36 protein-coding genes and 1 tRNA gene are annotated in these 24,702 nt (G+C 65.8%); 24 read left to right on the forward strand and 13 right to left on the reverse strand.

All coding sequences use genetic code 11. The features are described 5' to 3' along the window. Positions 1 to 2: 2 nt before the first annotated feature. From OH802_RS04135 to OH802_RS04160, 6 genes are all read right to left on the reverse strand, one after another. The gene (locus OH802_RS04135; protein ID WP_406025380.1) at positions 3 to 782 is read right to left on the reverse strand and encodes a protein phosphatase 2C domain-containing protein; all 780 of its coding nucleotides are present in this window, start codon (positions 780 to 782) and stop codon (positions 3 to 5) included. A gap of 406 nt (positions 783 to 1,188) precedes the next feature. Then, on the reverse strand, positions 1,189 to 1,365 hold the full coding sequence (locus OH802_RS04140) for a hypothetical protein (protein WP_406025382.1): 177 nt from the start codon (positions 1,363 to 1,365) through the stop codon (positions 1,189 to 1,191). Between the two features lie 228 nt (positions 1,366 to 1,593). Beyond that, positions 1,594 to 2,175, reverse strand: coding sequence for a DUF2314 domain-containing protein (locus OH802_RS04145; protein WP_406025384.1), 582 nt, complete (start codon positions 2,173 to 2,175; stop codon positions 1,594 to 1,596). Beyond that, a complete protein-coding gene (locus OH802_RS04150) occupies positions 2,175 to 2,489 on the reverse strand; it encodes a PadR family transcriptional regulator (RefSeq protein WP_406025386.1) in 315 nt (104 codons plus the stop codon). Before OH802_RS04150 ends, OH802_RS04145 begins: the two co-directional genes overlap by 1 nt. A 106-nt stretch (positions 2,490 to 2,595) precedes the next feature. Further along, the gene (locus OH802_RS04155) at positions 2,596 to 3,216 is read right to left on the reverse strand and encodes a hypothetical protein (RefSeq protein ID WP_406025388.1); all 621 of its coding nucleotides are present in this window, start codon (positions 3,214 to 3,216) and stop codon (positions 2,596 to 2,598) included. A 70-nt stretch (positions 3,217 to 3,286) separates the two neighbouring features. After that, positions 3,287 to 3,553, reverse strand: a complete 267-nt coding sequence (locus OH802_RS04160) for a hypothetical protein (RefSeq protein WP_406025390.1) — start codon at positions 3,551 to 3,553, stop codon at positions 3,287 to 3,289. Positions 3,554 to 3,677: 124 nt separating this feature from the next. Here OH802_RS04160 and OH802_RS04165 point away from each other — a divergent pair, with 124 nt between their 5' ends. The 16 genes from OH802_RS04165 to xerC all read left to right on the forward strand — a co-directional run bounded on the left by OH802_RS04165 (position 3,678) and on the right by xerC (position 13,549). After that, positions 3,678 to 4,535, forward strand: coding sequence for a helix-turn-helix domain-containing protein (locus OH802_RS04165; RefSeq protein WP_406025392.1), 858 nt, complete (start codon positions 3,678 to 3,680; stop codon positions 4,533 to 4,535). After that, positions 4,528 to 4,743: a DUF397 domain-containing protein gene (locus tag OH802_RS04170; RefSeq protein ID WP_406025394.1), complete on the forward strand. Its 216-nt coding sequence runs from the start codon at positions 4,528 to 4,530 to the stop codon at positions 4,741 to 4,743. The genes OH802_RS04165 and OH802_RS04170 overlap by 8 nt, the downstream gene beginning before the upstream one ends. Beyond that, complete coding sequence (locus OH802_RS04175) at positions 4,740 to 5,963, forward strand: MFS transporter (protein WP_406025396.1); 1,224 nt, start codon at positions 4,740 to 4,742, stop codon at positions 5,961 to 5,963. The genes OH802_RS04170 and OH802_RS04175 overlap by 4 nt, the downstream gene beginning before the upstream one ends. Positions 5,964 to 6,090: 127 nt before the next feature. Next, a complete protein-coding gene (locus OH802_RS04180; RefSeq protein ID WP_406025398.1) occupies positions 6,091 to 6,537 on the forward strand; it encodes a plasmid replication, integration and excision activator in 447 nt (148 codons plus the stop codon). Continuing rightward, the gene (locus OH802_RS04185) at positions 6,537 to 6,896 is read left to right on the forward strand and encodes a hypothetical protein (RefSeq protein WP_406025400.1); all 360 of its coding nucleotides are present in this window, start codon (positions 6,537 to 6,539) and stop codon (positions 6,894 to 6,896) included. The genes OH802_RS04180 and OH802_RS04185 overlap by 1 nt, the downstream gene beginning before the upstream one ends. Positions 6,897 to 6,901: 5 nt before the next feature. Beyond that, positions 6,902 to 7,078: a hypothetical protein gene (locus OH802_RS04190; RefSeq protein WP_176883732.1), complete on the forward strand. Its 177-nt coding sequence runs from the start codon at positions 6,902 to 6,904 to the stop codon at positions 7,076 to 7,078. Positions 7,079 to 7,193: 115 nt separating this feature from the next. Next, positions 7,194 to 7,472: a hypothetical protein gene (locus OH802_RS04195; RefSeq protein WP_406025402.1), complete on the forward strand. Its 279-nt coding sequence runs from the start codon at positions 7,194 to 7,196 to the stop codon at positions 7,470 to 7,472. Beyond that, complete coding sequence (locus tag OH802_RS04200) at positions 7,472 to 7,753, forward strand: hypothetical protein (RefSeq protein ID WP_406025404.1); 282 nt, start codon at positions 7,472 to 7,474, stop codon at positions 7,751 to 7,753. Before OH802_RS04195 ends, OH802_RS04200 begins: the two co-directional genes overlap by 1 nt. Beyond that, entirely contained in the window at positions 7,753 to 8,028 is a 276-nt protein-coding gene (locus OH802_RS04205) for a hypothetical protein (protein ID WP_406025406.1), read from the forward strand. Before OH802_RS04200 ends, OH802_RS04205 begins: the two co-directional genes overlap by 1 nt. Beyond that, complete coding sequence (locus OH802_RS04210) at positions 8,028 to 8,324, forward strand: hypothetical protein (RefSeq protein ID WP_406025408.1); 297 nt, start codon at positions 8,028 to 8,030, stop codon at positions 8,322 to 8,324. Before OH802_RS04205 ends, OH802_RS04210 begins: the two co-directional genes overlap by 1 nt. Continuing rightward, positions 8,324 to 10,036 (forward strand): FtsK/SpoIIIE domain-containing protein, encoded by a 1,713-nt coding sequence (locus tag OH802_RS04215; RefSeq protein WP_406025410.1) that lies wholly within the window; start codon positions 8,324 to 8,326, stop codon positions 10,034 to 10,036. Before OH802_RS04210 ends, OH802_RS04215 begins: the two co-directional genes overlap by 1 nt. After that, on the forward strand, positions 10,033 to 10,326 hold the full coding sequence (locus OH802_RS04220) for a WhiB family transcriptional regulator (protein ID WP_406025412.1): 294 nt from the start codon (positions 10,033 to 10,035) through the stop codon (positions 10,324 to 10,326). Before OH802_RS04215 ends, OH802_RS04220 begins: the two co-directional genes overlap by 4 nt. Then, the gene (locus OH802_RS04225) at positions 10,323 to 10,517 is read left to right on the forward strand and encodes a hypothetical protein (protein WP_406025414.1); all 195 of its coding nucleotides are present in this window, start codon (positions 10,323 to 10,325) and stop codon (positions 10,515 to 10,517) included. The genes OH802_RS04220 and OH802_RS04225 overlap by 4 nt, the downstream gene beginning before the upstream one ends. Beyond that, positions 10,514 to 12,127 carry a replication initiator gene (locus OH802_RS04230; protein WP_406025416.1) on the forward strand — a complete coding sequence of 538 codons (1,614 nt, stop codon included), beginning with the start codon at positions 10,514 to 10,516 and terminating at the stop codon, positions 12,125 to 12,127. Before OH802_RS04225 ends, OH802_RS04230 begins: the two co-directional genes overlap by 4 nt. Before the next feature lie 13 nt (positions 12,128 to 12,140). Next, a complete protein-coding gene (locus OH802_RS04235) occupies positions 12,141 to 12,338 on the forward strand; it encodes a helix-turn-helix domain-containing protein (protein ID WP_406025418.1) in 198 nt (65 codons plus the stop codon). Next, positions 12,335 to 13,549, forward strand: coding sequence for a tyrosine recombinase XerC (xerC, locus tag OH802_RS04240; protein WP_406025420.1), 1,215 nt, complete (start codon positions 12,335 to 12,337; stop codon positions 13,547 to 13,549). Before OH802_RS04235 ends, xerC begins: the two co-directional genes overlap by 4 nt. 80 nt (positions 13,550 to 13,629) lie before the next feature. Here the strand turns inward: xerC and OH802_RS04245 are convergent. From OH802_RS04245 to OH802_RS04255, 3 genes are all read right to left on the reverse strand, one after another. Beyond that, positions 13,630 to 13,702: transfer RNA gene (locus tag OH802_RS04245), tRNA-Ala, on the reverse strand. Positions 13,703 to 13,719: 17 nt separating this feature from the next. Beyond that, positions 13,720 to 13,839: a DLW-39 family protein gene (locus OH802_RS04250; protein ID WP_008355567.1), complete on the reverse strand. Its 120-nt coding sequence runs from the start codon at positions 13,837 to 13,839 to the stop codon at positions 13,720 to 13,722. An 81-nt stretch (positions 13,840 to 13,920) separates the two neighbouring features. Beyond that, positions 13,921 to 14,868: a hypothetical protein gene (locus OH802_RS04255; protein ID WP_406025422.1), complete on the reverse strand. Its 948-nt coding sequence runs from the start codon at positions 14,866 to 14,868 to the stop codon at positions 13,921 to 13,923. 72 nt (positions 14,869 to 14,940) lie between these two features. Between OH802_RS04255 and OH802_RS04260 the strand changes: the two genes are divergently transcribed. Together OH802_RS04260 and OH802_RS04265 are read left to right on the forward strand one after the other, a co-directional pair. Then, positions 14,941 to 15,870: an MBL fold metallo-hydrolase gene (locus tag OH802_RS04260; RefSeq protein ID WP_406025424.1), complete on the forward strand. Its 930-nt coding sequence runs from the start codon at positions 14,941 to 14,943 to the stop codon at positions 15,868 to 15,870. 767 nt (positions 15,871 to 16,637) lie between these two features. Beyond that, on the forward strand, positions 16,638 to 16,847 hold the full coding sequence (locus OH802_RS04265) for a hypothetical protein (RefSeq protein WP_406025426.1): 210 nt from the start codon (positions 16,638 to 16,640) through the stop codon (positions 16,845 to 16,847). A gap of 128 nt (positions 16,848 to 16,975) precedes the next feature. Here OH802_RS04265 and OH802_RS04270 read toward each other — a convergent pair whose 3' ends face one another. Continuing rightward, a complete protein-coding gene (locus tag OH802_RS04270; RefSeq protein ID WP_406025428.1) occupies positions 16,976 to 17,749 on the reverse strand; it encodes a hypothetical protein in 774 nt (257 codons plus the stop codon). A 268-nt stretch (positions 17,750 to 18,017) separates the two neighbouring features. On the opposite strand from OH802_RS04270, the gene OH802_RS04275 reads away from it, so the two are divergent. Continuing rightward, a complete protein-coding gene (locus OH802_RS04275; protein ID WP_406025430.1) occupies positions 18,018 to 18,716 on the forward strand; it encodes a DUF3800 domain-containing protein in 699 nt (232 codons plus the stop codon). 179 nt (positions 18,717 to 18,895) lie between these two features. Here the strand turns inward: OH802_RS04275 and OH802_RS04280 are convergent, their stop codons facing one another. The 3 genes from OH802_RS04280 to OH802_RS04290 all read right to left on the reverse strand — a co-directional run bounded on the left by OH802_RS04280 (position 18,896) and on the right by OH802_RS04290 (position 20,601). Next, positions 18,896 to 19,066: a hypothetical protein gene (locus OH802_RS04280; protein WP_406025432.1), complete on the reverse strand. Its 171-nt coding sequence runs from the start codon at positions 19,064 to 19,066 to the stop codon at positions 18,896 to 18,898. 99 nt (positions 19,067 to 19,165) lie between these two features. Then, positions 19,166 to 19,816, reverse strand: coding sequence for a YdcF family protein (locus OH802_RS04285; RefSeq protein ID WP_406025434.1), 651 nt, complete (start codon positions 19,814 to 19,816; stop codon positions 19,166 to 19,168). Positions 19,817 to 19,833: 17 nt separating this feature from the next. Then, on the reverse strand, positions 19,834 to 20,601 hold the full coding sequence (locus OH802_RS04290; protein WP_406025436.1) for a GntR family transcriptional regulator: 768 nt from the start codon (positions 20,599 to 20,601) through the stop codon (positions 19,834 to 19,836). 164 nt (positions 20,602 to 20,765) lie between these two features. Here OH802_RS04290 and OH802_RS04295 point away from each other — a divergent pair, with 164 nt between their 5' ends. The 5 genes from OH802_RS04295 (at position 20,766) to OH802_RS04315 (ending at position 24,695) form a co-directional block, all read left to right on the forward strand. Then, positions 20,766 to 21,233: a plasmid replication, integration and excision activator gene (locus OH802_RS04295; RefSeq protein ID WP_406025438.1), complete on the forward strand. Its 468-nt coding sequence runs from the start codon at positions 20,766 to 20,768 to the stop codon at positions 21,231 to 21,233. A 1-nt stretch (position 21,234) separates the two neighbouring features. Beyond that, entirely contained in the window at positions 21,235 to 21,411 is a 177-nt protein-coding gene (locus OH802_RS04300; RefSeq protein WP_406025440.1) for a hypothetical protein, read from the forward strand. An 88-nt stretch (positions 21,412 to 21,499) separates the two neighbouring features. Further along, entirely contained in the window at positions 21,500 to 22,801 is a 1,302-nt protein-coding gene (locus OH802_RS04305; RefSeq protein WP_406025442.1) for an FtsK/SpoIIIE domain-containing protein, read from the forward strand. Continuing rightward, positions 22,798 to 23,076 (forward strand): WhiB family transcriptional regulator, encoded by a 279-nt coding sequence (locus OH802_RS04310; RefSeq protein WP_406025444.1) that lies wholly within the window; start codon positions 22,798 to 22,800, stop codon positions 23,074 to 23,076. The genes OH802_RS04305 and OH802_RS04310 overlap by 4 nt, the downstream gene beginning before the upstream one ends. Before the next feature lie 11 nt (positions 23,077 to 23,087). Beyond that, positions 23,088 to 24,695, forward strand: a complete 1,608-nt coding sequence (locus OH802_RS04315; protein ID WP_406029229.1) for a replication initiator — start codon at positions 23,088 to 23,090, stop codon at positions 24,693 to 24,695. The last annotated feature ends 7 nt before the right edge of the window (positions 24,696 to 24,702 follow it).

Raw genomic sequence — 24,702 nt, forward strand, 5'->3', positions numbered from 1 at the left:
CGTCAGGGGATCTCGCTGTCGACGAGGTGACACAGCACGGCGGTCGCATCGTCGTGCCGCTTCCCCCGAAACTCGGCCGTGGCGGCCTCGTCGGCTTCCCGCGTACGCCGCACCAGCTCCTCCGGACCGAGGTCGAGGATGGCGAAGAGCTCGGCCCACGTCCGGCCATGCCTCTCGACGAGCGTCGCGGCACCGTCGGTCAGTACAGCGACGGAATGGACCGAGCGCGAGCCGAGGTCGACGCTGCCGGTGACAGCCTGTCGCGCGGCCTCCGGCTTGGTGCTGGCGACCCAGAACCCCTCAGCGGTGTTGCGAACTGCGCCGAACCCGGCGACCGAGTAGTCGTCGAGGTGGTCGAGCCGGTCGTCCGTGATCGGGAGGATGCTGCCGTCGGTCATCCGGAACACAACCGACGAGTCCGCCAGGACCAGATAGTCCGCGCGCTCGCCACGGAGGCGGAGGAGCGCGACCGTCGAGGACGGACTGTTCGGGTCGTCGAGATCGCAGGTGCCGGCATGAGCCTCGCAGACTCGACGGATCGCACCCTCGAGGATGTTCACCAGGCTGGCGTCGCCAGGAGCGATGAGTCCTTCGGCCAGATGGAGGCCGAGATGACGCACCAGCCACGGCACGTCGTGGATGCATCCGTTCTCGAGCCCGGGGACCGGTGTCGCACCGTCGAGCACGATGACGAAGTCCTGCCCGGCGAGCACGAAGTCTTCGTTGACCTGATGAGTCGGTGAGGTCTCGGTGTAGACCTCGCTGCTGAGACGGATGCTCACTCAGCGGCCTCGAATCCTGGTGGAGCATAGGGGACTCGAACCCCTAACCCCCTGCTTGCAAACGACAATGCCACCGAACAATCGTTCGACTCGCAGGCGGCCGAACGTCCGTGTTCGTCCATCGTTGATGGCGCTGATTGTCGAACGTTGTCAGGCAGTTTGTCAGGCACGAGCGTCTGTCCGTATCGCGGGGGCGGAGCGCAACCCTGTCCGGCACTTGGCCCCCTTGGCGGGGGTCTGGGGGCTTGCCCCCACGCTGCCCAACGTACTAGAGCCTAGAAGCGTCGCGGGGAGTGTCGCCACCGGCAGCAGCGCCCACCTCCCCCTCGTCGCCGGCATCTTGCCGTGCCTGGCGGCCGTCGTGAGGACTTTCGCCGACGTGTCGGGATCCGTACGCGACCTTGCGTCACGACTTCGGGTCATTCCTCCGGGTCGCGTCTGCGTGTATGACGGCGACAACGATGAAGCCACCACCGCACCACTTCATCCAGTCGAATCCAGGGGTCCCGAGGTATGCGCCAAGAAGGATGAGCATGGACCCGGCGAAGACGAGGAGCCAGTCGAGCAGCTGGAAGCGTGGCATGGGCGAGGACATTAGCGGGTCGGAGCTACCGCGGGAGTGTGAATGAGAGCGCTTGGTCTACGGACTGGGCGCTCTTCTCGTTTTGCCCGGTGCCGGCGGGACGGGGGTGCGCGTAGGGACCGGCCGCCAGGCCGCATGCCCGGAGCGCGGGGGTCCCTGGCCCGCCGGCGGCGGGCCAGCGCGCGGAGCGCGCCTTGAGTCAGTAGAGAAAGTTCTCACGATCCCGGGTCACGCTGCGCTGCCGTCTCCGATCTCCTCCGCTGCGTCGGCCAAGATGCAGTCGATGATGTCGTCGATCTGAAACTTCACGGTGTCGCCGTAGGTGAGGTGCACGAAGATCGGGTCGTTGTCGAGCGTGCCGACGAGGTCCTTGCCGTTGCGCTCGGTGATCGTCACCCACATCCGTTCGCCCGGGAATCGCTTCACCGACCACATGAGTTTCGCTCGGTCGCCAGGGCGAAGCATCTCCTTGAGTTCGTCCTCCGGGACGTCGAAGGTGTCAGGGAACTCATTGTGAAAGTCGAGGCCGGATTCAATCGTGGATCGGTGCCAGATCCAGCGGCCGAAGTACCACTGCACGTTCGGAAACAGTCCCTCCCGCAGCGCCACCTCGAACTGCTCGGCGACCCAGAACGGCCTCTCCCATCGCGGCACGGCGTACAGCTCCGCCTGGAGTTCACGCCTGCGTGGGTCGTCTGGGTGGAGGAGTTTCACGATCGCGGCGAGGAAAAGCCCCGGCGCGAATCCGAAGACAAGGAGAGCGACGGCGAGGGCTCCAAGGGACCCGTTCACGCTGAGTAGCTCCGTCATCACGCGCGACCCACGTTCAGCGACGCGAACCGTGGCTCGCGCTGTGCTCGCCGCACGACAGATCCGAGGTTCGCACGTCCCTCGTCTGTAAGGGTGTAATAACGCCGAGGCGGACGCTTTCTTGCCTTCTCCTGTGACTCCCAGTGATCTTCGATCCAGCCACTGGTCATCATCCGATCCAACTGCGGATACAGCACACCGGATCTGACGCCTGACTTCTTCGACAAGGCATAGCCCCAGAGGCGACCGTCGTCCTCCTGATCCATCTCCAGGATGGCGACCGCAACGAGCACGAGCGCATGGGTAAGCTTCATAGGTCTAATACTACATAGGTAGGGCTGGATACGCAGCAGCCGAGGTGGGAGTACGAAATGAGGGACGCGGCGGACGATCACGCGCGCGCAGGCAAGGGGGTTCCTTTCAACCGCGGCGCAGGCCTTGAACAAGGCGCGACACTCGCGCTCGCGGCGAGGTTCGTAGCGGGCGGCTGGTGCCAAACGTCGTGACTGCACTGAGAACCGTGCCGATCGACTCTTCGATCCGGTGCCTGGCCTCATCGACCTCTTCGGTGGTGAGCCGCTCGTCGACATCCGGCCTGGGCTCGGCCTTCCACTCCAACGTGGTGAGGCCGATCAACTGGACTGAGAGAAGCCGGGAGCGACTAACGAAGTCTTTGCTCTGAGAATTGTCAGGCGCCAGGGCACCAACACGGCCCCTCAGCCAGTCCAGACGAACCCGTACGCCAGCGAGTTCGGCAGCGGCCACCTTCACGCTGGCTTGAGGGGCGGTCGTCAGTTCGATCCACCCAGGGCGAATCCTCTCGTCCGTCGCCTGCAAGATCGCCAGCACGCTGAGTTCGTGGGTCAGCGCATCAACTGCCCTGCGGAGGTCGAACGTCATGAGCTCACCCAGAGCGTGGACGTCATCCTCCCAGCGTTGCTCCCGGCGTTTCTTGGCATCGACCCAGGGCACCACGATGGATTGGAGTACGAACGCACCTGATAGGGCGATCAGCGCGCCGCCGAGGGCAGAGGGATCCATGACCGCGGACGCTAGAAGGTTCGTCACGGAATCCAGACCGCCCTGCGTGGGCGTGCCTAATCTTTGGTAGTCACCGCCACCGGTCGTTCCACACGTTGATGTCGCTCTTCGCTGGCCGAATCTCGTTGATGGGAAGCCAGGCGTGTCGGATCTCTGGTGCGGCGTACGTGGTGTCGACCCAGATCACCCAGGCACGCCACCTGCCCTTGTGCTTCTCCCACTTGAGCACGAGGCCGGGCATGGGTGGCGGGTAGTTCCGGCGTTGGCGATGCACCCAGACGTGCAGCCAGTGCCTGGGCTCGGGCCAGGCGTCGTTCTTGGGAGGGTTGGCCGACACGCCTAAAGTATCGAACACATGTTCGATGAACCCAAACGCGCACACACCCCAGGGCGAACGTTCTGTTGCTGGAAGTAGTGAACCGCTAGGCTGGCTATGCACATATGAATCAGGAGGTGAGTCAGTGACGGACGCGGTGCTTGTGCGCTTAGGGGCAGAGCTTCGGCGGTTTCGCGAAGATGCGGGGCTGTCTGGCTCCGAGGTCGCGCGCGCCCTGGGGTGGTCGCAACCGAAGATCTCCCGGGTGGAGACGGGGCGGTTCGCGGCATCGCTCGAAGAGATCGCAACGCTGCTCGATTACTACGGCTCGCCTGAGGAAGTGCGGGCGGAGCTGCTCGCGACCGTTGCGCGTCGTGAGGGCATGGCCGGAGCGTGGGTGGTTCGGGCCGGTGGGACTCGTCGGCGTCAAGGTGAGATTCAGGCGGTTGAACAGCGGGTGGAGCGGTTGCGGCAGTACCAAGCGGTAATCGTCCCCGGCCTCCTGCAGACACGGGCCTACGCTCGGTCGGTGGCTGAGGCGATGGGCTTCGCCGAGTCGGCAGCGATTGCTGAAAGGCGAATGGCCCGGCAAGAGGCATTCAAGTCGAGCACGCCCGGCCGATACGAGGTTGTTCTCGACGCTCGTGCCTTGATGCGCTGGGCGGGCGGTCGTTCGGTAATGATCGAGCAGCTGCAGAGCCTGATTGATACGGACGTGAACCTGGTTGACCTGCGGATTCTTCCGCTTGGGAGCGACGCGGCCGCGATGACGGTCGGCGGTTTCTTGGTTTATGAGTTCAGCAGTGACAAACCCGCGGTGATCATGCTGGAGTCTCAGACGGCGGATACGTACCTGTCTGACGAGGTCGACGTAACCGCCTACGGGTCAGTCTTCGATCGGCTGCAGCAGGACGCTCTCAGCGTTGAGGCGTCGCGGCAGTATCTAGAGCGGTCCCTTCGTGAGTTGCGGAGCGGACGGGAGATAGGAGCACACGATGGATGAGAAGTGGCAGAACGCGAACTGGCGCAAGAGCACCGGTTCGGACTCGGGCGGCTGTGTCGAGGTCGCCATGGTGGACGGCGCTATCGGCGTTCGCGATACCAAGGCCAATGGTGAGGGGCCGGTCCTCGAGTTCAACGAGCACGAGTGGAAGGCGTTCCTCCAGGGCGTCAGCAACGGCGAGTTCACGATGGATGCTCTGAGCCGGTGACAACGTCGGTGGAGGCTCAGCAGTCGACCAATAGTCCGCGCGGGCTGCGTCGACTGCTGGCCTCTACCGGTGTCTCGATGGTCGGCCAGGGAGCGGTGAGCGCTGCCGTCCCGCTTCTAGCGACAACGCTGACCAACGATCCCTTCTGGGTCTCAGTAGTAGCTGCCTCGACGTACGCGGCCTGGTTCGTTGTCGGCTTGCCAGCTGGCGCACTTGTGGATCGCTGGCCCCGACGGCAAGTGATGGTCGCGGCTGACCTGATCCGGGTTGTTCTGCTCGCCGCCCTGGTGGCTGGCGTGGCACTTGATCTGCTCTCGGTCGGAGCACTGGCCGTGATCGTCTTCTTGATCGCCTGCGCTGGATGCTTCTTCGATCCAGCGGCGCAGGCAGGCATCCCGATCCTCGCTGGGCGCGATCCGGCAACACTCGCCCGGGCCAATGGCCGCTTCTGGACCCTGGACATCCTCGGTCGCTCCCTGCTCGGTCCGCCGCTCGGAAGCGCTCTCTTCGCAGTGGCCGTGATGCTGCCGCTCGGCCTGAACGTACTTACGTTCCTCGCGTCGGCGCTGCTCCTAGTTGGTATTCGCGGTCTTGGTGCGCCAGCGAGCGAGCATCCTGCGGAGCCGGTGCTTCAAGCGGTCAAGACTGGTGGTGTCTACCTGATCAAGCACGCTCAACTGCGGATGCTCACGCTCGGGATGGGTACGTACAACCTGGGCTACAACATCGCGTTCGCGACGTTCGTCCTGTTCGCCACCGAGCATCTGGGACTGAAGCCGGGGGCCTTCGGCGTCCTCCTGGCGATGCTCGCCGTTGGTGGTCTCGTCGGCGGATGGCTCGGTCCACGTCTGCACGTGCGCCTCTCCGTCATGGCGACGTACGCCATCTGCTTGGTGGTGCAGTCGGCGGGCTGGCTGCTGATGCTGGCGACTCCGAGCGTGTGGCTCACCGGCACGCTCCTTGTGGCAGTCGGCCTGGTCTCGACTGTTGTAAGCGTTGTCGGCGGAACTGCCCGCCAAAGCCTCACGCCGGACCACCTCCTTGGCCGCATCACAGCCGGAACGCGAGTCGTCGGCATCGGGTCGGCTGCACTCGGATCACTCATTGGCGGAGGAGTGGCACAGGCTGGCGACCTGACGACGCCGCTTGTCGTGGCTGGTGCGTTCTTGCTGGTCGGAGCCGCATTCTTCGCGGTCGCGGCACTCCGCCGGCCGAGCTGACCACCTAGGGCCTTTCGACCCAAATCGCGCTGTCGCGGGATCAACGCTTGACTCGGACTATTCACTCGTGCATAGTCGTGGTTATGCAGTAGTGAATAGGTCGCTACTCGAACAAGGAGATCAAGCAATGGCGATGCCGCAGAAGATGCAGATGACGACCGAGCAGTTCTTCCCCAACGGCGCGTTCGTGGTGGGAGACGTCACCCCGGTGGCCGACTTCGATGCCCCCGCCCCGGCCAAGGGTCAACCCCGGCCGCAGAAGCGAGACCAGGACACCGGCCTGCTGGTCTGGACGGTCCCGGTCCTGGACACGGACCCGAACGCGAAGAAGCACCAGAAGACCGTCAACGTCAAGATCCTCGACAAGGTCCAGCCGGTCCCCCCGCGTAACGACACCGGGCTGCCGATCATCCCGGTCGAGTTCACCGAGCTCGAGGTGGGCTACTACGTCAAGCGAGAGGGCGACTTCTCCCGCATCGAGTGGACCCTCACCGCTCTGGGGATGACCGAGCCCGGCGCGGGTCGCAAGCCTGCCGCCAACGGTGGCGCTGCTGGGTCGAAGGCGGCTGCCTGATGCGATCGCACGAGGCGGCTTGGGTCGCGGAGCTGCTGATCTTGCTCCCCGAGGTCGACCTGATCGACATCCGTGTCGGGACGCATCGCCTGGAGGTCGGTGACGACTACTACGGCCCACTCAAGGCAGTCGAGCTCCAGGTCCACGCCGAGGGCTGGGAGGCCGCCGAGGCATTGTCTAAGTCGCTCAGCCTGCGGGAAGGGAAGGGCCGCACGTTCGAGGCGACCCAGAGCGAGGGCACCTTTCACGAGCGCGCCTGGCAGGGCTGGGTGACCGAGGGCTCGCGGGAGATGCCGTGCTGGGTCCGGGTCATCGGCGCGGAATACATCCCGGCGATCGCAGACCCGTGGGCCGCGTGATCAGCGTGAGCCTCTACCTCGTGTGGATCGGTGACGGGTCCGACCCGGCGCACCTGGCCGGACTCAACGCCGATCTCACCCTGTGCGGCCAGCCCAACGCGGGAAGCCGCTGGTCATGGGACTACCCCGACCTCTCCACCCCAGTGTGCTCCATCTGTCGCGGCAAGGCGGCAGGCCTGTGAACACGCCCCACATTCGCCCGCTGGCCGTCGCGTTTGGGAAGGCGTGGCGGCTGGCGGGTCCAAACCACAACAGCACTGAGAGCAGCAGCAACCACCGAACCGAAGGGAAAGCGTGATGAGGATCAAGAGCAAGGACCTCGATCTCTGGGCCAAGGCCCTGGGGGTCTCCAACGACGCGGAGGCGATGGCGGCGCTGAAGAAGCACAGCGCCAGCATGCTCGTGATCGCGGCCAGCCTCACCCGGATGCGTCAGCACTTCCTCGACGCGGGTGTGCCCGACCGCAACCCGGTGATGGACGAGATCCTCAAGGCCGCCTCCTACACCCTGGACGCCGGTCTTGCGCTGGGTCAGCTGCGCGGAGCGTTCGCCCGTCACGAGCGGGGGACTGCCTGATGGTGACCTCACGCCGCAAGGACCTCGACGCCTGGGCTCAGATCCTCGGCGTCTCCAACGACGCCGACGCGATGCGGGTCCTCTCGGGCCAGTACGGCCGACTCCTCGTCATCGCTGGCGAGCTGAACGCCTTCCAGAACCGCTACACCCGATCCGGGGCCGTGGGTGGCGACGACATCCTCATCGCCCTCAACGACGCTGCCCGCGACATCCTCGACGCCGCCGACGGGCTCCGCCGACTGCGCCGCTCCTTCGAGCGCCACGAGCGGGGTGTCGCCTGATGAGCAGCCACGGCCGTGGGCTTGATGCCTGGGCTGATGCCCTGGGCACCTACACCGATGACGAAGCCATCACTGCCCTGCAGAGCCTGATCCGGCGTCTTGACGTGGCCTCGAACGAGTTCTCCCATGTGATGGGGACGATGCCGGACAACCTCCCGAACGCCGATGCCCTCAACCACTTCGGGGACCAGGCAGTCTCCGGGATGCGGTTCATCCGCGAGGACATGGCTCGGGCGCTGCGTGGGTTCCGCACTCACGAGCGGGGGAACTCCTGATGTGGGGCATCTACGGCGGTGGCGCTGGCCTCCGCACCGATCTGGACGCCTGGGCCGATGCCCTCGGCGTACGCGGTGACGACGCGGCTCTGGGTGCGCTGCGCCGGGTCTCGACCGACCTCAACGAGGTCACCATGCGCCTGGACCTGGTCCACGCCTCCATCGGCGGTGGGTCGTCGATCTACAGCCTGACCATCGCCGAGAAGGTCCGGACCTCGCGCCGTGCGGCCTCTGAGGCCCTGACCGAAGTCGGTCTCGTCATCGCCGCGTTCAAGCGCCACGAAAGGGGTGCGTGATGGGAAATCTCCTCAAGAAGCTCGGACACAAGTTGCTCATGGCCACGGTTTGGGTGCTGTGGTCGATCGTTCGGCGGCCGGGCCTGGTCCTGCCGCTCGCGTTCCTCGGCGGCTTCATCGCCCTGCTGGTCGAGCTGGCCAATCAGGCAGGCTGGGGCTTCGTCGCTCTCGTTGTGCTCGGCTGCCTGGTCTCGGCCGGGGTGCCGCTGGCGGCCTGGTGGCGCTTCGCCTCCACCTCGTTCACCCGGCTCATGGGTCCGGTCGGCCGCCGTGCTGGCCGCCTCGCTCGCAACTGGGCCTCGCGCTGGTTCTGGTACGGCCTGATGTGGACGTTCTGGATGCAGCGCTGCGGCCTGACAACCAAGGATCGCTCCGGCCGGGTCCTGGCCCCGCGGCTGATCAAGGTCGCCTCCACTCCGGCGATGGACCGGCTCCTGGTGCGCCTCCCGGCTGGGATGGCTCCCAGCGTCCTGGTGGGTGCTGACGAGACCATCGCCAACGCCATGAAAGCCAGTGAGGCGCGGGTCCGTGCCCACAAGCCGGGGATGTGCTGGCTGGAGCTGGAGAAGCGCAACCCGCTGATGAAGACGATCCCGGCCATCCCGATCCCCGAGGACGAGACGGCTCTCGACGTGGCACGGCTCGATGGGCTCCACCTCGGTTACACCGACCAGCTGGAGCCCTGGAATCTCAAGATCCGCGGGAACCACGTCTTCGTCGCTGGTGAGACCGGCTCCGGCAAGGGCTCGGTGATCTGGTCCCTGATCCGCGCGCTCGCTCCGTTCGTCCGCGCCGGGCTGGTGCAGCTGTGGGCCATCGACCCCAAGGGCGGGATGGAGCTGGAGTTCGGCAAGGACATGTTCAAGCGCTACGAGCGCGACAACTACGAGGCCATGGCCAAACTCTTCGAAGACGCCGTCGGGGTCATGGATGACCGCACCATCGACCTGCGCGGCGTGGCTCGCTCCTTCACGGTCTCCCGGGAGACGCCGCTGGTGGTCGTCCTGGTCGACGAGCTCGCTGATGTGACCGAGCTGAACGAGGACCGTCAGATCCAGAACCGGATCGAGACCGCCATGGGCCGGCTGCTGACCAAGGGCCGTGCGCCCGGGTTCTCGGTGGTCGCCTGCTCCCAGATCGTCACCAAGGACGTCGTCCGCTGGCGTGACCTGTTCACGATCAAGATCGCGCTCCGGCTCCAGACCGAAGACCAGGTCGACATGGTCCTCGGCGATGGCGCCCACCAAGCGGGTGCCTACTGCGAAGCGATCCCCGAAGACCTCAAGGGCATCGGCTATGTCCGCCTCGAAGGCCACGCCGAACCCGTCCGGGTCCGCGCCGCCTATGTCACCGATGAGGAGATCCAAGACATGAACAAGCACTACCCCGCCGGCGGAATCGCCCTGGTGCCGACCGGCCGACGCGACCAGCACAAGACCGCCGCCGAGTCCACGACTCTCGACCCGCGCGCTGCCGAGTTCAGCAACCTCATCGGGCTCGCTGAGTCCGACCTGGTCCCCGCCGTCGCGACCGCCAAGAACACCCGTCCCGGCGACAACCGGCCCGCCCGTGGCCCCTCGACCTCCACGCCGCGTACGCGGAAGCCTCGCAAGCCCCGCAACCGCTCTGCAGCCTCCACCGACGTCGTTGCCGGTGAGGTCGTCAGTTCCACCGACTCCACCGACTCGAACGCTACGGAGGTGCTGTCATGAGTACCCCGACGTGGATGGCTGACGCTGCGTGCACCACTCGCGAGGCGCAGGCCCTGCCGTGGACCACCGACACCATCGAGGTTCCCGAGGTCATCGTCGACCTGATGCGGTCCACATGCGACAGCTGCGCTGTCCGTTCCGCCTGCAACTCGTACGCCCTCGAAGAGCGGGTTTCTGGTGGCATGTGGGCCGGATCAGACCGCGCTCCTGAGCCCGTCGACCTGCTCGACCTGCTCGACGCCATCCCCATGACGGCCCCCACGGTCGACCCGATGGCGGTGGCGGCATGAGGACGCTCGCTGGTGATCGCGTGGTGCTCAAGGACGTCGCCGACGGCGAGCTGTGGACTGCCGCCTGTGAGGGGTGCGGCTGGACCTACCCCGACAACATCAAGCACCGGACCGCCTACAAGGGCGACGCTGCCGTAGCCGCACGCCGCCACGCCCGCGAGTGCATCGGTGACCAAGGGACCCTGTGGTGACCGTTTCGACCCTCGATGCTCCGGGCATCCACAGTGACGCATCCTCCTCGACCTCGGCGGGCACTGGCTCGTTTCCGGGGTACGGGGAGGATGCGCCGCTGGATCTGTCCGGCCTCACCCCTGCAGGGCTCCAGGCGGTCACCTCCCGACTCCTCGACAAGACCTTCGACGCCTTCGCCGAGACGGCCGCCGCCGTCAAGAACTGCGCCCACCCGATCCGCCTGACCGGCCGGTCACGGACCTTCGAGCGCTCCCAGGTGAGCGAGCTCCGCGCTGCGCTCTACAAGACCTACGGCCCCGGTGAGGTCGTCCTAGGGGATCACGTCGGCTCGTTCTCCTCCGATGAGGCACCCCTCGGCGTGCTCTACCGGCCCTGCGGCAACCGGCGCGCAGACATCTGCCCGTCCTGCTCCCGGACATACGCCCGCGACACCTTCGCCATGATCGACGCCGGTCTGTCCGGTGGCAAGACCGTCTCCGCCACGGTGGCAAACAACCCACTGCTCTTCGCCACGCTGACCGCGCCATCGTTCGGCAGCCACGTCCACCGCCACGACAAGAACGGCGGGCGGTGCCGTCCCCGCGGTCGTGACAAGGGTGCTCGCTGCCCCCACGGTCGACCCATGTCATGCATGGCGCGCCACGATGACACCGACCCGCGGGTTGGCGCGCCATTCTGTCCCGACTGTCACGACTGGACCACCGCCATCGTGTGGCAGTGGTGGGCACCCGAGCTATGGCGACGCACCACCATAGAACTCAAACGCGCCCTGGCCAAGCGCCTCGACGTACCCGAATCGAGGCTCAAGAACGTCGCCTCGATGCAGTTCGTCAAGGTCGCCGAATACCAAACCCGGGGCCTGGTCCACTTCCACGCCCTGCTCCGCCTCGACGGCCCCGACGGCCCCGGATCCCCGGCACCCCTGGACGGGATCGACCTCGCCCGGCTCCTGGCCGAGACCATCGCCAAGGTCACCTTCGAGGCCCCACCAGTCGACCACACCGGCGTCACCCGCCTGCTCTCCTGGGGCAAGCAAGTCGACATCCGCGTTGTCCGTGACGGCGACCGCACCGACGACCCCGACGCCGCTCTGACACCGGGACAGGTCGCCGGGTACCTGGCCAAGTACGCCAGCAAGGACGTCTCCAGCATCCGCCTCGAGGACACGACACGGCCCCACCTGGCGCGGCTGACCTCGACATGTCACGACATCTTCGAGACCTCCGACGCTCTCTACGGCGGGCAGGACAACCCCTACGAGCTGGTCAAGAAGTGGGCTCACATGCTCGGGTTTCGCGGCCACTTCTCCACGAAGTCGCGGCGCTACTCCATCACCCTCGGCCAGCTGCGCCGGGCTCGTGTCCGCTATCAGCATCTCGTCACCGACGCCCGCCGCAACGGGGAGTCCCTGGAGGAGATCTCCACCGCCGAGATGGAAGCCCGGCTCCTGGCCGACGACGAAGACGAAACCACCCTCGTCATCGGCGAATGGGCCTACCAAGGCACCGGATGGACCAACGCCGGAGACGAAGCACTCGCCCTCGCCGCTGCAGCTCGTGCCCGTGAGTACGACCAGTGGAAGGCCCAGACCAAGAACACCAACCGATGAGAGGAACGAAGTGATGAGTGAGACCGTGGTTGTCCCGGTGCTCTATCGGGTCGAGGAAGCCGCTGAAGCAATGCGCATCAGCCGGTCGGTCGTCTACGAGCTGATCCGTTCGGATCGTCTTCGGACGGTCAAGGTCGGTCGTAGTCGCAGGGTTCCGGTTGATGCCTTGGCTGAGTGTGTCGCGCTGCTTTCCGAGGAGGCTGCGGCATGACCGACGGCGGGGGAGAGAAGAAGTCTCGCCGGGCTCGTGGCGATGGTGGCGTGCGATGGGATGAGACCCGGCAGCGCTACATCGCGGAGAAGACGGTTGGTTTCGACGGACGCGGAAAGCGCATCGTCAAGACCGGCACTGGCACCAGTGAGTCGGCAGCCCTGCGCAAGCTGCGCGAACGCATCCGTGAGTACGAGGCTGGCCTGATGCCTGCTGCTCATCGGGTGACGGTGGCTCAGGTCTGTGAGGACTGGCTGAAGTTCGAGCGCTCGGATGTGGGGGAGAAGACGAAGGAGGGCGACAGCGACAAGTACCGGGTGCACATCAAGCCGCACCTGGGCGGGCGTCGTTTGAAGGACCTTCGGCCCGACGAGGTCGACAAGTGGCTACTCAAGTTGTCGTCAGCTCTGTCGACGTCGACCCTGAAGCAGGTTCGTTCTGTGCTTCGACGCTCGATCAATCGTGCCGTTAAGCGTGGTCTTGCTGAGCGCAACGTGGTTGACCTTTGTCCCGCTCCGAAGGGTCGGACTGGTCGTCCGTCGAAGTCGCTGACTCTCCAACAGGCGTCGGACATCTTGGAGAAGACGCGCAAGCATCACATGCATCCCTACATTGCGGTGTCGCTGCTCGTCGGCGTACGCCCCGAGGAGGTTCGGGCGCTGCGGTGGGACCGTGTGCACCTTGACGAGGACACCCCGTATATCGAGGTGTGGCGCTCGGTGCGGGCGGGTGGAGACACGAAGACGAAGAAGTCGAAGCGGACTCTTGCGGTCTCGGGATACGTCGCGGCGATGTTGGAGAGGCAGCGCCAGGCGCAGGCCAAGGTCCGGGCTCGGGTCGGGGACCATTGGCAGGAGAACGACCTGGTGTTTCCGTCACTCGTGGGCACCGAGCAGGACGCTCATAACGTGCGCCGGATGTTTCGCGATGCTCTTCGCCTGGTCCCCGGGATCGATCCCGACGAGTGGGTGCCCTACGAGCTGCGGCACTCCTTCGTCTCCATCCTGTCTGAGCGAGGGATGCCGGTCGAAGAGATATCGCGCCTCATGGGACACAAGGGAACGGCGGTGACGGAATTGGTCTACCGCCACGAGCTGCGGCCGGTTATTGAGTCCGGAGCCAGCGTCATGGACAGCGTCTTTCCACTCTCCGTCGAGGAAGCCGACGAAGACACCGAGGATGAGGAAGATGACGACAATGACGCGGCGTAGTCAGGCAGTTCGTCAGGATCTGGCCCTTTGGCCGCTGACTTCGACTCGGTCGCTTTCGCGTTTTGCCTGGTCAGAGTGGGTGGAGCATAGGGGACTCGAACCCCTAACCCCCTGCTTGCAAAGCAGGTGCGCTACCAATTGCGCCAATGCCCCGGACGGGTGTCCGTCGGTCAGTTCACCTTGTCGGTCGCCGCGGCCCAGTGACCCTTCTCGGGGTTGGACTGGTCGAGCTTCTTCTTGGCGAGGACGATGCCAGCCGCGGCCAGCAGTACGAGGACGATCTTCTTCATGTCTTCTCCTGCAAGTCGTGGTGAGCATTTGCTGCCCGTTAGACCAGGAAAGCGTACCGGCCCGCCATGAAGCGTACGAAATCAACCAGCCTCGGGGTCTGGGGCAAGGCCCAGGGAGGCGATCGGGGTGCAGGTCATGTGGGTGCTCGCCCACATCCGGCCGGTCAGGATCCCGAACCCGTACGCCGAGGGCCGGCTGTAGGGGAAGGCGCCGGACTCGTAGGTGGTGATGAGCTCGCCCGAGACCTCGACTATCGCCTCGGCCATGTTGGGGAACCTGAACTTGCTCCGCACCGCACCCACGCTGCCGTCGGGCTTCCGCTCGCAGATGAAGATCGTGCTCGGCCGGTGCCGGCCGAACGAGGACGAGAAGACGTACTCGTCGCGGCGCACGACGACCCCTTGGACCTTGGGCGGGGTCTTGGCCGAGATGACCGGCTCGGAGAAGTCCCACTCACCGTTCGCCCCCTTCTCATAGGCGAACAGCGTCTGGTTTCCGAAGCCGCCCACGTAGAGGTGGTTTCCACGGATCCGGCAGTAGGAGCCGGCCGCCACCTTCGCCGGCGCCTCGATCGGCTCGACCTCGGCGCCCTTCGCCGCATCCCGGATGGCCGAGAGCGAGTAGCGGTAGAGCCGGCCGGTGCCGCCGCCGGCACCCTTGGAGACCCAGACGTCGTCACCGTCGATCGCGACCCCGCCGGCGTGCCCGGGACCCGCCTTGCCGTTGTGACCCACGAGCAGCACCTCGGCGGCGGTCTTCCCGCTCTTCAGGTCGACCAGCACCAGCGCCGAACCCTTGTCGTGGGAGTAGTAGCTCTGAGCCAGCATGTTGGTGTCCGGGCCGTAGCCCAGCCCCTGCGGCGTCCAGTCGTCGGTGCCACCGGTGGCGAGCGTGTTGGGGATGAGCGGGCCGACGCGACCACCCAGCCGCTGCCCCCACCTCTCGGTGCGCTTCATCCCGCCCTTGACCCACCGGCGAGTACGTCCCGGGATGGAGTCGAGGTCGAACGGAAGGTCGATCTTCGTCATGACGGTGATATTCGCATGCGGTTCCTACCGCGGTCGGATGGCGTACCGTGCCACGGTCGCTAGGTTCTTCGTGTGACGAGCGACCCCGCTGCTTCCCCTGCCACGCCGACAGCTCGAGAGCTGATCGGCGCTCTGACCGGATTCGGGCGCGGCATGCTGCGTCCGCGCCGCCCGGACGAACGACTTCTCTCCTCGATCACCGACGCCGGCCTGCCCCCGGGTGACCGAACGGTGACGGTCAGCACGATGCCTCAGGTCCCGCGTTCGCTGCCCGCCGGTGGCCTCATCGAAGGCGCGGGCCTCCACCGGCGCGTACGCAATGCGATGACCTGCTTCGTGATCACTCATCCCGAGGCGACGTTCGTCGTCGATCCGTCCTACTGCCGCGATGCCCCCGAACGAGCCCTGAGCGAGCTCCCGGCCATGCTGCGACGCCTGGTCACGCCCCCGGCGGACACCATTGCCACCGTCGACTCACTGCAGACGGCGCTGGTCAAGCCGGACTTCGCCCTCCCGACCCACGCACACTGGGACCACGTCTGCGGCCTCCTGGACCTCCCCGGCCTGCCCGTACGCCTGCGGACCACCGAGCGCGACTGGATCCTCGGCCCGGGTCAGCCTCCTGTCGGCGGCGTTCGCCCGGCGCTGACCGATGGCCGACCCGTGGAGACGTACGACCTCGACGGCCCGCCCGTCGCGACCTTCACCGCCTCCCACGACCTGTTCGGCGACAGCTCCGTCCTGCTCGTCGAGCTCGCCGGCCATACTCCGGGCAGCATCGGCGTCCTCGCCCGAACCCCGTCGGGCTGGGTCCTGATCGCCGGCGACGCCGCCTGGCACTACGACCAGGTCGATCTGATCAGGCAGAAGCCGGCCTTCCCCGGAGACCTCGTCGACGAGGACCGCGACGCCGCCTTCGCCACCCTCCACCGCCTGCACCTGGCTCGCCACCTGATGCGGGTCGTCCCCACCCACGACCACGACGCGTCCAGCCGGCTCTAAAACCAAGAAACCCCTCGTCATCGGCCGATTTCCTGGAGCGGGGGTCGTCTCGATATCGCGGATTGGACACAGCCGCGTGCATCTGTGGCACGTGACTGGTTACCGTGTTCGACACCAACGGAACAGTCAGGGTGACTCCTCCTACGTGGAGAGCGACACCACGAAGTGTGCCGTTGGTGCCGTGGTCTCGGGTACCGACTCGGGGCCGCGGTCTAGTTATCGAGCCTTCGACGGGTGTGCTCGGAGGGCCGGAGAACGACAGCCCCGAAAACGAGGAAGAGGCTCCCGAAGGAGCCTCTGACCTGGTGAAACTGCTGTGCGCTTAGGAGGACTTGAACCTCCGACCCCCACATTATCAGTCAGATTCTCGACGGTGGCCGTGCGCTTCTGCCTCTGCTGCTACGCGGTCCAGCGTCATGGTTCGGCATGGCTCAACAGGTGCCGATTCGATGCGGCGGGGGCATCCTGGGGGCACGTGCGCTTAGTCCGTATCGCGGGGGCGGAGCGTCACCCATTCCGGCATCTGGCCCCCTCGGCGGGGGTCTGGGGGCTTGCCCCCACGCTGCCCAACACCATCGATCATAGAAGCGTCGCGGGGAGTGTCCCCACCGGCAGCCGCCCCCACCTCCCCCTCGTCATCGGCCCACTCCCTGGACCCCCGACCACCTGGGTCTCGCCGGCATCGACGGCATGGCTCGGGGCCGTGCGACGTGAGAACTTTTCCGACTTTCGGTTTAGGACCGGTCGCGTCGGGGTAAGAGGCAGGTATGAGGAAGCCTGTGGTCGAGTTCCCACCGGAGCTGCTGGACGATCCGTCGCTGCCGTTACCGGAGCGGGTGGACCGGATGACGGCTCGGAGCGATCTGGAGTGGGAGGCGTGGCAAGAGGCGTACGGGAACGTGCTCGAGCTGCCGTTCGGGATGCCGGTGTTGCCGGTCGAGGCGGATGAGCCGGGCTGGTCGACGCCTGGAGAGTGAGCGCTTGGTCTACGGACTGGGCGCTCTTCTTCATTTGCGCGGCACGTAGGGGGACCGGCCGCCAGGCCGCACGCCCCCGGAGGCCGCGCTCGCGGCCGGAGGCCGCCTTGAGTCAGTAGAGAAAGTTCTCACGAGGAGGGCGGATCCGGCCAGGGCTTGGCCGTGTTGGGCCGAATCTCCTCGGGGTTCTCTGTGTGCTGCACGACGGTGTCCACAAACGAACTAAATGCATCCGCCTGAACCACGGTTACATCCGTGCCCTCCCAGGACTGACTGACGCGTTTGCCGACATCCGGGGTGACCCTGGGCAGATGTACGCCGACGCTGGGCACTTCGGCGAGATGTATCTCGCCTTCGGCGTCGATCCGGCACGTGACCAACGGGCTGGATGTAACGACGATTGCGTGCCCGAACGTAGTCATGTCTCCGTCCGTTCCGTGTCCGCCGCCAGCCTGCCACCTCTCACCGTGGGGATATGCAGCTCGCATCGCGTTGGCGGCCTGATGCACAGCCTCGTAAGCGTGGTCCTTCGCCTGCTTATCCTCATTGCGCTTTTCAACGATCGCGTAGGCATTCACACCACCGCTGCGCGCGTTGAAGACTGCATTGGCGAGGGCTCTGCACAACTTGCAGGCACGATCTGCAGCGCGACCTGAGATGCCGACCTGCCCTTCGTACGGAGCAGCGCCGCCGAAGAACGCGATCCAGGGGGCGTCAGTCCTCTTGCACTCGATGATCAGCTGCAGCGCATGCTCGGCACGACTGGACGTGTCGTCGTCAAAGAAGAGCGTCGCGGAGACATCTCCTTCGCGTTCCTTGCTCGTCTGCGGATCGATGTAGTGGTAACTCTGCTCAAGGAAGGTGTACCGATGCCGTTTGTACACGACTCGCGCTACTTCCATCTCAAGGGTGTACCCGTTTCGATCGAGGTACTTCCGAACATCATTGAGGAGGTCGCGGCTAGCTGGCACGCTCAGTAGTCAAGCCGTTCGGAGATGGGTTCGCGAGCCTTTTGGCTCACAAGGCGGGCCCCATGCGCCGTTCGCCGCTCCAAGCGTGCATTCTGCTCCCAGCCGACCAGGGCGACGCCGTGCTGCGTTCTCGTCCCTGCTGCCACGAGAGCGGCTAGCGTTCAGGCATAGCACTTGAGATGTACGGAGATTCCCCACTGTGCTGCTGACATACGTCGATGAGTCTTACTCCAAGGATTGGTACTACATCGCTGGATTGGCCGTGCGCCACACGCACGTCCGCTCTCTTGATATGGCACTAAACGCGGTGGTCGCCCGCGCGGTCGACCAATTTGGGGTCGGACACGCCCGTGCGGAACTCCACGGCCACCCTCTCTTTCATGGCGAGGGGGACTGGAGCGGGGTCATGCCTCGGCAGCGGATCGCCATCTACGGATGGGCGTTTGACGCGATCGCGTCTCACGACGTCTGTCTGTTCCTCAGGGGTGTGAACTCGAAGCGCCTCCGGGAGCGATACAGGCACCCCGACGACCCGCACGACGTCTGTCTGCAGCACCTACTCGAGCAGGTCAACAAGTGCGCCCGCAGAACCAATGAAGCGGCTCTCGTCATCTGCGACGAACTCCATGAGCACGATCGAAGGCGCAACAACCTGCGGGATTTCAAGGACTACGGAACTCCTGGGTACCTGAGCTCAACCCTGCCCCGAATCGTCGACACCATTCATTTCGCGCCGTCACACCACAGCCGCCTAATCCAAGCTGCAGACCTCGTCGCCTTTCTGCACCATCGGCGGTCCACTCACACAGAGGTTGACCCACGCGCATCAAAGGCGAACGATCAACTCTGGGCACGCATCAAGCCGGTGATCGAGAATGAGCACACGTGGCACCCCTAGACGCACGAAGGCCCCGCGACTCTGGCGGGGCCTAAGGCTGGGCGGGAGGTTGCACATGAGCAACGTCCACATTGCGTACGCTACCTGAGACGAGCGCCACTCTCTAGGAAATCCGACAGGCAAATTTGTTAAGGATCTCACACCCAATCGTTTGGTTGAGATCTCGGTCAAATTGCCGCCTACCGGTAGCGGTCATTCCACACGTTGATGTCGCTCTTCGCTGGCCGAATCTCGTTGATGGGCAGCCACGCGTGCCGGATCTCTGGCGCGGCGTACGTGGTGTCGACCCAGATCACCCAGGCCCGCCACCGGCCCTTGTGTTTCTCCCACTTGAGCACGAGGCCGGGCATGGGTGGCGGATAGTTCCTCCGTTGGCGATGCACCCAGACGTGTAGCCAGTGCCTGGGCTCGGGCCAGGCGTCGTTCTTAGGAGGGTTGGCCGACACGCCTCATCGTATCGAACGTGCGTTCGATTCAAGCAGTCGGCTGGTGTACCCAGCAGCCACGAGCCGTTCGTACGCCGCATACGCCTCGTCGTCGATCTCCTGCGGAGCGGCGAAGCCCATATCGGCGTAGACCCAGAGCCGTTGCGTGTCTCCGACGAGCATGTCGAGCACGCGACGAGTGCTCCCGATGCTGGCGATGTAGTCAGGCAGCTCCTGCACACGTGCGGAGCAGATCACCTCGAGCTCGGGCCAGATCTTGCGTGCCGTGGCGTACGCCCGACGCTGTTGGTAGGGCCGACTGATCAGGGTTGCGGTACGAGGCGTGATGCCCTCGTCCTCGAGCAGGGCACGCGTGAACGCCAGGTTCTCGCCGGTATTGGTTGCTCGCGCCTCGATCCTGAGGGCCGAGGCGGGAACCCCGAGTTCCTCAGCCCGTTCCGCGAACTCGACGGCTTCACCTCGAGGGAAGTCGTTCACGGTAGTAGGGGCGTTCGCACCAGTGAAGACGATCAGCGGGAACCGCTCTTGGCGGTAGAGATCCGCAGCGTGCTCGGCCACGCCGATGTCATGACCGCCCAGGCCGATCGCGACGTCAGTGTCGCGTGGCTCGTGGTGCATCTGGTGGAACTCCCAAAGGGTCTGGGCGTCCTCCATGAGCGTAGGCATGCCAATCAGTCTGGCATGTCGAATGTGTAACTCCAGGAGAACCTCGAGGCGGCGTACGCCCCGTCGGCGTACTCAACGGCGTACCCATCCTTAGTGCGAGTGATCCTCTCCAGCCGCATGACGGGTTCGCCCGCAGGGAGTTCCATCACTTCGATCTCCTCGGGCGTGGGCATACGCGCATAGAAGGTCTCTGTGACCGAGTGGGGCTCCAAACCTTGGAGAGTGAGCACAGCGAATCCGCCTCCTTGCCCGGCCGGTCCAGGCGTTGGGTCCGTGATCGGGGTGCCCTCTACATCCTCAACTCGGTAGTAGCTCGTGAGCCACGTGGTCGGCTTGCCGTCCTGGCGGACGATCCTTGACCGCGCGTAGACAGACCCCTCCGGATCCACGTCGAGCACCTCGGCAGCACGTGCCGGCGGCTTCACGAGGTCAACTGTCTGGGTCTGGTCGCCTCGCTCGTAGGGCTGCCCACTCGCCTCGCGGTCTGCGATGAACGCCGGGCTGCTGCCGTACTTCCACTTGCTCTTCGCGTACCTCTCCGCGCCCAGGCGCTTCATCGGAGGACGCTCACGCACGACGGTTCCCCGCCGACGTACCGGGGTAACCAGACCTTCGGCCTCCAGGAGACCGACAGCGTTGCGAACGGTTTTGATGTTGACCCCGTACTGCTCGGCCACGTCGGTCTGCTTGGGCAGCGTCGAGCCCGCAGGGAACTCGCCTCGCTCGATCCCTGCTCGCAGTTCGGCCGCTAGTTCGCGGTAGCCGAGGGCCATCTGTCGCTCTCTCTTCTGCTCGGTGACGCCGTCCTTTAAGGGTAGCGCTAAACGCCGCCTGACCTCGAGATTCAGAATAGGGCTGGTTTTAATGTGATAGGAGTGCTACCTTCGTCAATAGAACCCCCTCTATTCGGGAGGGGAACTCACGAAGGAGCAACACCATGGCGATGAAGCAGCGTTTCGCAGTCCAGCACGGCGACGTGTTCCCCCAGGGAGCGTTCCTCAAGGGCGAGGTCGAGCCAGTCCTCGACTTCCAGGCCGGGAAGCGGGCCGATGGGTCGATGCCTCAGCAGCTCGACAAGGACACCGGCCTCCCGGTCTGGCAGGTCGTGATCCTCGACGCCGACGACACGGCCGGGAAGAAGGACACCGCGATCACGGTCAAGTTCGCCGCCAAGCACCAGCCCGTGCCCCCGGCCAACGACACCCCGTTCCCCTGGACCCCGGTGGAGTTCGTCGGGCTCACCGCACTGCCCTACGTCGAGTACACGGGCGGGAAGAACAAGGAGGGCCAGGACCGGACCCGGATCACCTGGTCCTACCGCGCCGAGTCGATGATCAAGCCCGGCGACAACGCCGCACGCAAGCCCGCTGCTGGCGCTGCTCCTGGCTCGAAGGCGGCTGCCTGAGATGAGCCTCTACCTGGTGTGGATCGGTGACGGGTCAGATCCGGCGCACCTTGCCGGACTCAACGCCGACTTCACCCTGTGCGGCCAGCCCAACGCTGGCAGCCGCTGGTCGTGGGACTACCCCGACCTCTCCACTCCGGTGTGCCCCATCTGTCGCGGCAAGGCGGCAGGTCTGTGAGCACACCCCACATTCGCCCGCTGGCCGTCGCGTTTGGGAAGGCGCGGCGGCTGGCGGGATCCAGCAGCACGAACGGAAGGAGTAACCGATGAACGAGACGATCCTCTACAGCCTCGGCGGCCTGGTCGCCCTGGCGGTGGCGGTCCTGGTCGTGATCAAGCCGACCCGCCCCAGCACCCTCGCCGCCCTGGGCTGGCTGGCCTCCATCGCCCGCCGCTCCTGGTGGTGGCTGGTCTTCCGGATCACCTGGAAGGGCGTCGCCCGTGAGGCCGGTCTGTCGAAGCGCCGGACCAAGCGCGTTAAGAAGATGGGCGTAGGTGAGGAGTCCATCGAGAAGTGGCGCGACCCTCGCCTCAAGAGAGTGAAGACCTCCGCGCACTCGGTGACCCTCAAGGTGCGGACCCGCCGTGGCCAGGCCCTGGCCGACCTGGAGGCCTTCGCCCCGAAGTTGGCCGCGACCTACAGTGCGGATGCGTACCGGGTCTACCCGCCCAAGCGTCGGACCGGCTCGACGGTGATGTTCGAGCTGGTGATGCGGGACCTGATCAAGACCCCCAGCACGGCCGGGATGCCGGAGCCCCGGATGCAGACCGAGTCTGTGCGGCTCGGCCGTCGCCAGTCAGGCAAGCCCTTCGACCTGCAGATCGAGCAGCGGCACACGCTCGTGGTGGGTGCTTCCGGCGCCGGTAAGGGCTCGTTCCTGTGGGGCATGGTCGGCTCGCTGGCTCCGGCTATCGCGGTCGATGCGGTGCGGGCTTACGGGATCGACCTCAAGGGCGGCATGGAGCTGACGATGGGTGCCCCGTTGTTCACCAAGATTGCCGTCAAGGGTGAGCAGGCCGTAGCGATGCTGGAGGAGTTCGTCTCCATCGCGGATGCCCGCACCGAGGAAATGCGGGGCGTCTCGCGCAACCACAAGCCCGGCCCGGGGGAGCCGCTCTACCTGCTCGTCATCGATGAGTTGGCCTCGCTCACGGCATACGCCGATCAGAACGTGAAGAAGGAGGCCGAGCGTCTGCTCAAGCGGCTTCTCTCCATCGGCCGCGCGGTCGGTGTCGTCGTCGTGGCCTTCGTGCAGGACCCGCGTAAGGAGGTCATCGACATGCGCGGTCTCTTCACCCAAACCATCGCGCTGCGGCTGCGGTCCGCGATGGAAACCAACATGGTCCTGGGTGACGGGATGGCCCCGTTCGCCCCGGCACACCGCATCCTCAAGGGCGCGCAGGGCACGGCGTGGATCATCGATGAGGACGGCTCGACCGACCGCGTCCGCGCCGACTACTGGTCCGATGAACTCATCCGCCGCGTGGCCTCGCTCTACCCGGCCGACCCCACCGCCGCTCCTGGTGCGATCGCTCCGGAGCCTCCCGTTCTCGGTGGTGCGGCATGAGCACCCCGGCCTGGATGGATCACGCCTTGTGCACGACCCGAGAGAACCGGGGTCTGCCCTGGACAACCGACGCGATCGAAACCCCCACGGTCCTGGTTGAGCTGATGCAGGAGACCTGCGAGGCCTGCCCGGTCCTGCTCGCCTGCGAGGCCTACGCCACCCGCAATGACGTGACCGGTGGTTGGTGGGGCGGCGTCGACCGTGCCCCTGCCCCTGAGGATCTGCTCGACCTCCTCGATGTCGTCCCCGCGGCTCCACTCAGGGGTGCAGCGTGACCGTCTCGACCATGGATGCACCGGGCATCCACAGTGACGCATCGTCCTCGACCTCGGGCTCGTTCCCTGGGTACGGGGAGGATGCGCCGCTGGATCTGTCCGGACTCACCCCGGCCGCTTTCAATGCCGTTGGTGCCCGGCTCCTTGACGGCTCTTTCGACGCCTGGGCCGACACCGCAGCAGCGGTGAAGTACTGCGCTCACCCCATCCGACTCACTGGATCCTCTGAGACCTTCGACGCCCGTAGCGGGGAGCTTGTCGGCACGTTCTCGTCCGCGAATGCCCCGCTCGGGGTGCTCTACCGTCCATGCGGCAACCGCCGCGCCGACGTGTGCCCGGCCTGCTCGAGGACCTACGCCCGCGACACGTACGCGATGATCAACGCTGGCTTGGTCGGCGGCAAGACGATCCCTGCCACGGTGGCAGACAACCCGCTCCTGTTTGTCACTTTCACTGCCCCCTCCTTCGGCCACGTCCACGGACCCCGGCCCAAGAACGGGCAACCGGTTGGCGGCCGCTGTCGGCCACGCTCCGCCAGGGCTGGACAGCCCCTGACCTGCGAACACGGCCGCCCTCTGGGTTGCATGTCAGTCCACGGCCCCGACGACTCCGCCAATGGCGCGCCACTCTGCGCCGAGTGTCACGACACTGACAGCGCGATCGTGTGGCAGTGGCACGCCCCGGAGCTGTGGCGACGCACCACCATCGCGCTCCGGCGTGCCCTGGCGCAGCAGCTCGGTGTCACCGAGACCCGACGCAAGGCCACCAAGAAGACCCCGGTACCTCCGCCATGCCTGGCCGATGTCGCCTCGGTCCAATTCGCCAAGGTCGCCGAATACCAATCCCGGGGACTCGTGCACTTCCACGCCCTCATCCGGCTTGATGGCCCCGACGGTCCCGGATCTCCGGCACCCCTCGACGGCCGCACCCTGGGCCGGCTCCTGGAGCACGCGGCCGGCGACGTCCACCTCGAGGCTCCGCCGGTCGACGACAACGACACTGCACGGGGCCTGTGCTGGGGCAAACAACTCGACGTCCGCGTCGTTCGCGACACCAACCGCACCGACGACCCCGACGGTCCCCTCACCCCCGGCCAGGTCGCCGGATACCTCGCCAAGTACGCCACCAAAGACGCCAACTCGATCCGCGCTGACCGACCCGTCGAGCACATCGCCGATTTCGCCTCGAGGTGTCGACGGCTCGACGCCAGGGCACGCGCTCACTACGGCCCCCACATCGACGCCACCGGCACCCCCGCCAACCCCTACCGGCTGCTCGGGAAGTGGGCTCACATGCTCGGGTTCCGGGGCCACTTCTCCACCAAGTCCCGGCGCTACTCCGTCACCCTGGGCCAACTTCGCAGGGCACGTGCCAAGTATCGCGATCTCGTCGCCACCGCTGAGCAGGACGAAGACGCACGCAAAGCCCTGCTCGACCTCGAGGAGCTCGAGGCGCGGCTCCTTGCCGACGACACCGAAACCACCCTCGTCATCGGCAAGTGGACCTACCAAGGCACCGGGTGGACCAACCCCGGCGACGAAACCCTCGCCCTCGCGGCCGCTGCACGAGCGCGTGAGTACGACCAGTGGAAAGCCCAGACCAAGAACACCAACCGATGAAGGGAAG

Origin of the sequence: Nocardioides sp. NBC_00850 (assembly GCF_045207335.1) — a bacterium.
Lineage (GTDB): Bacteria > Actinomycetota > Actinomycetes > Propionibacteriales > Nocardioidaceae > Nocardioides.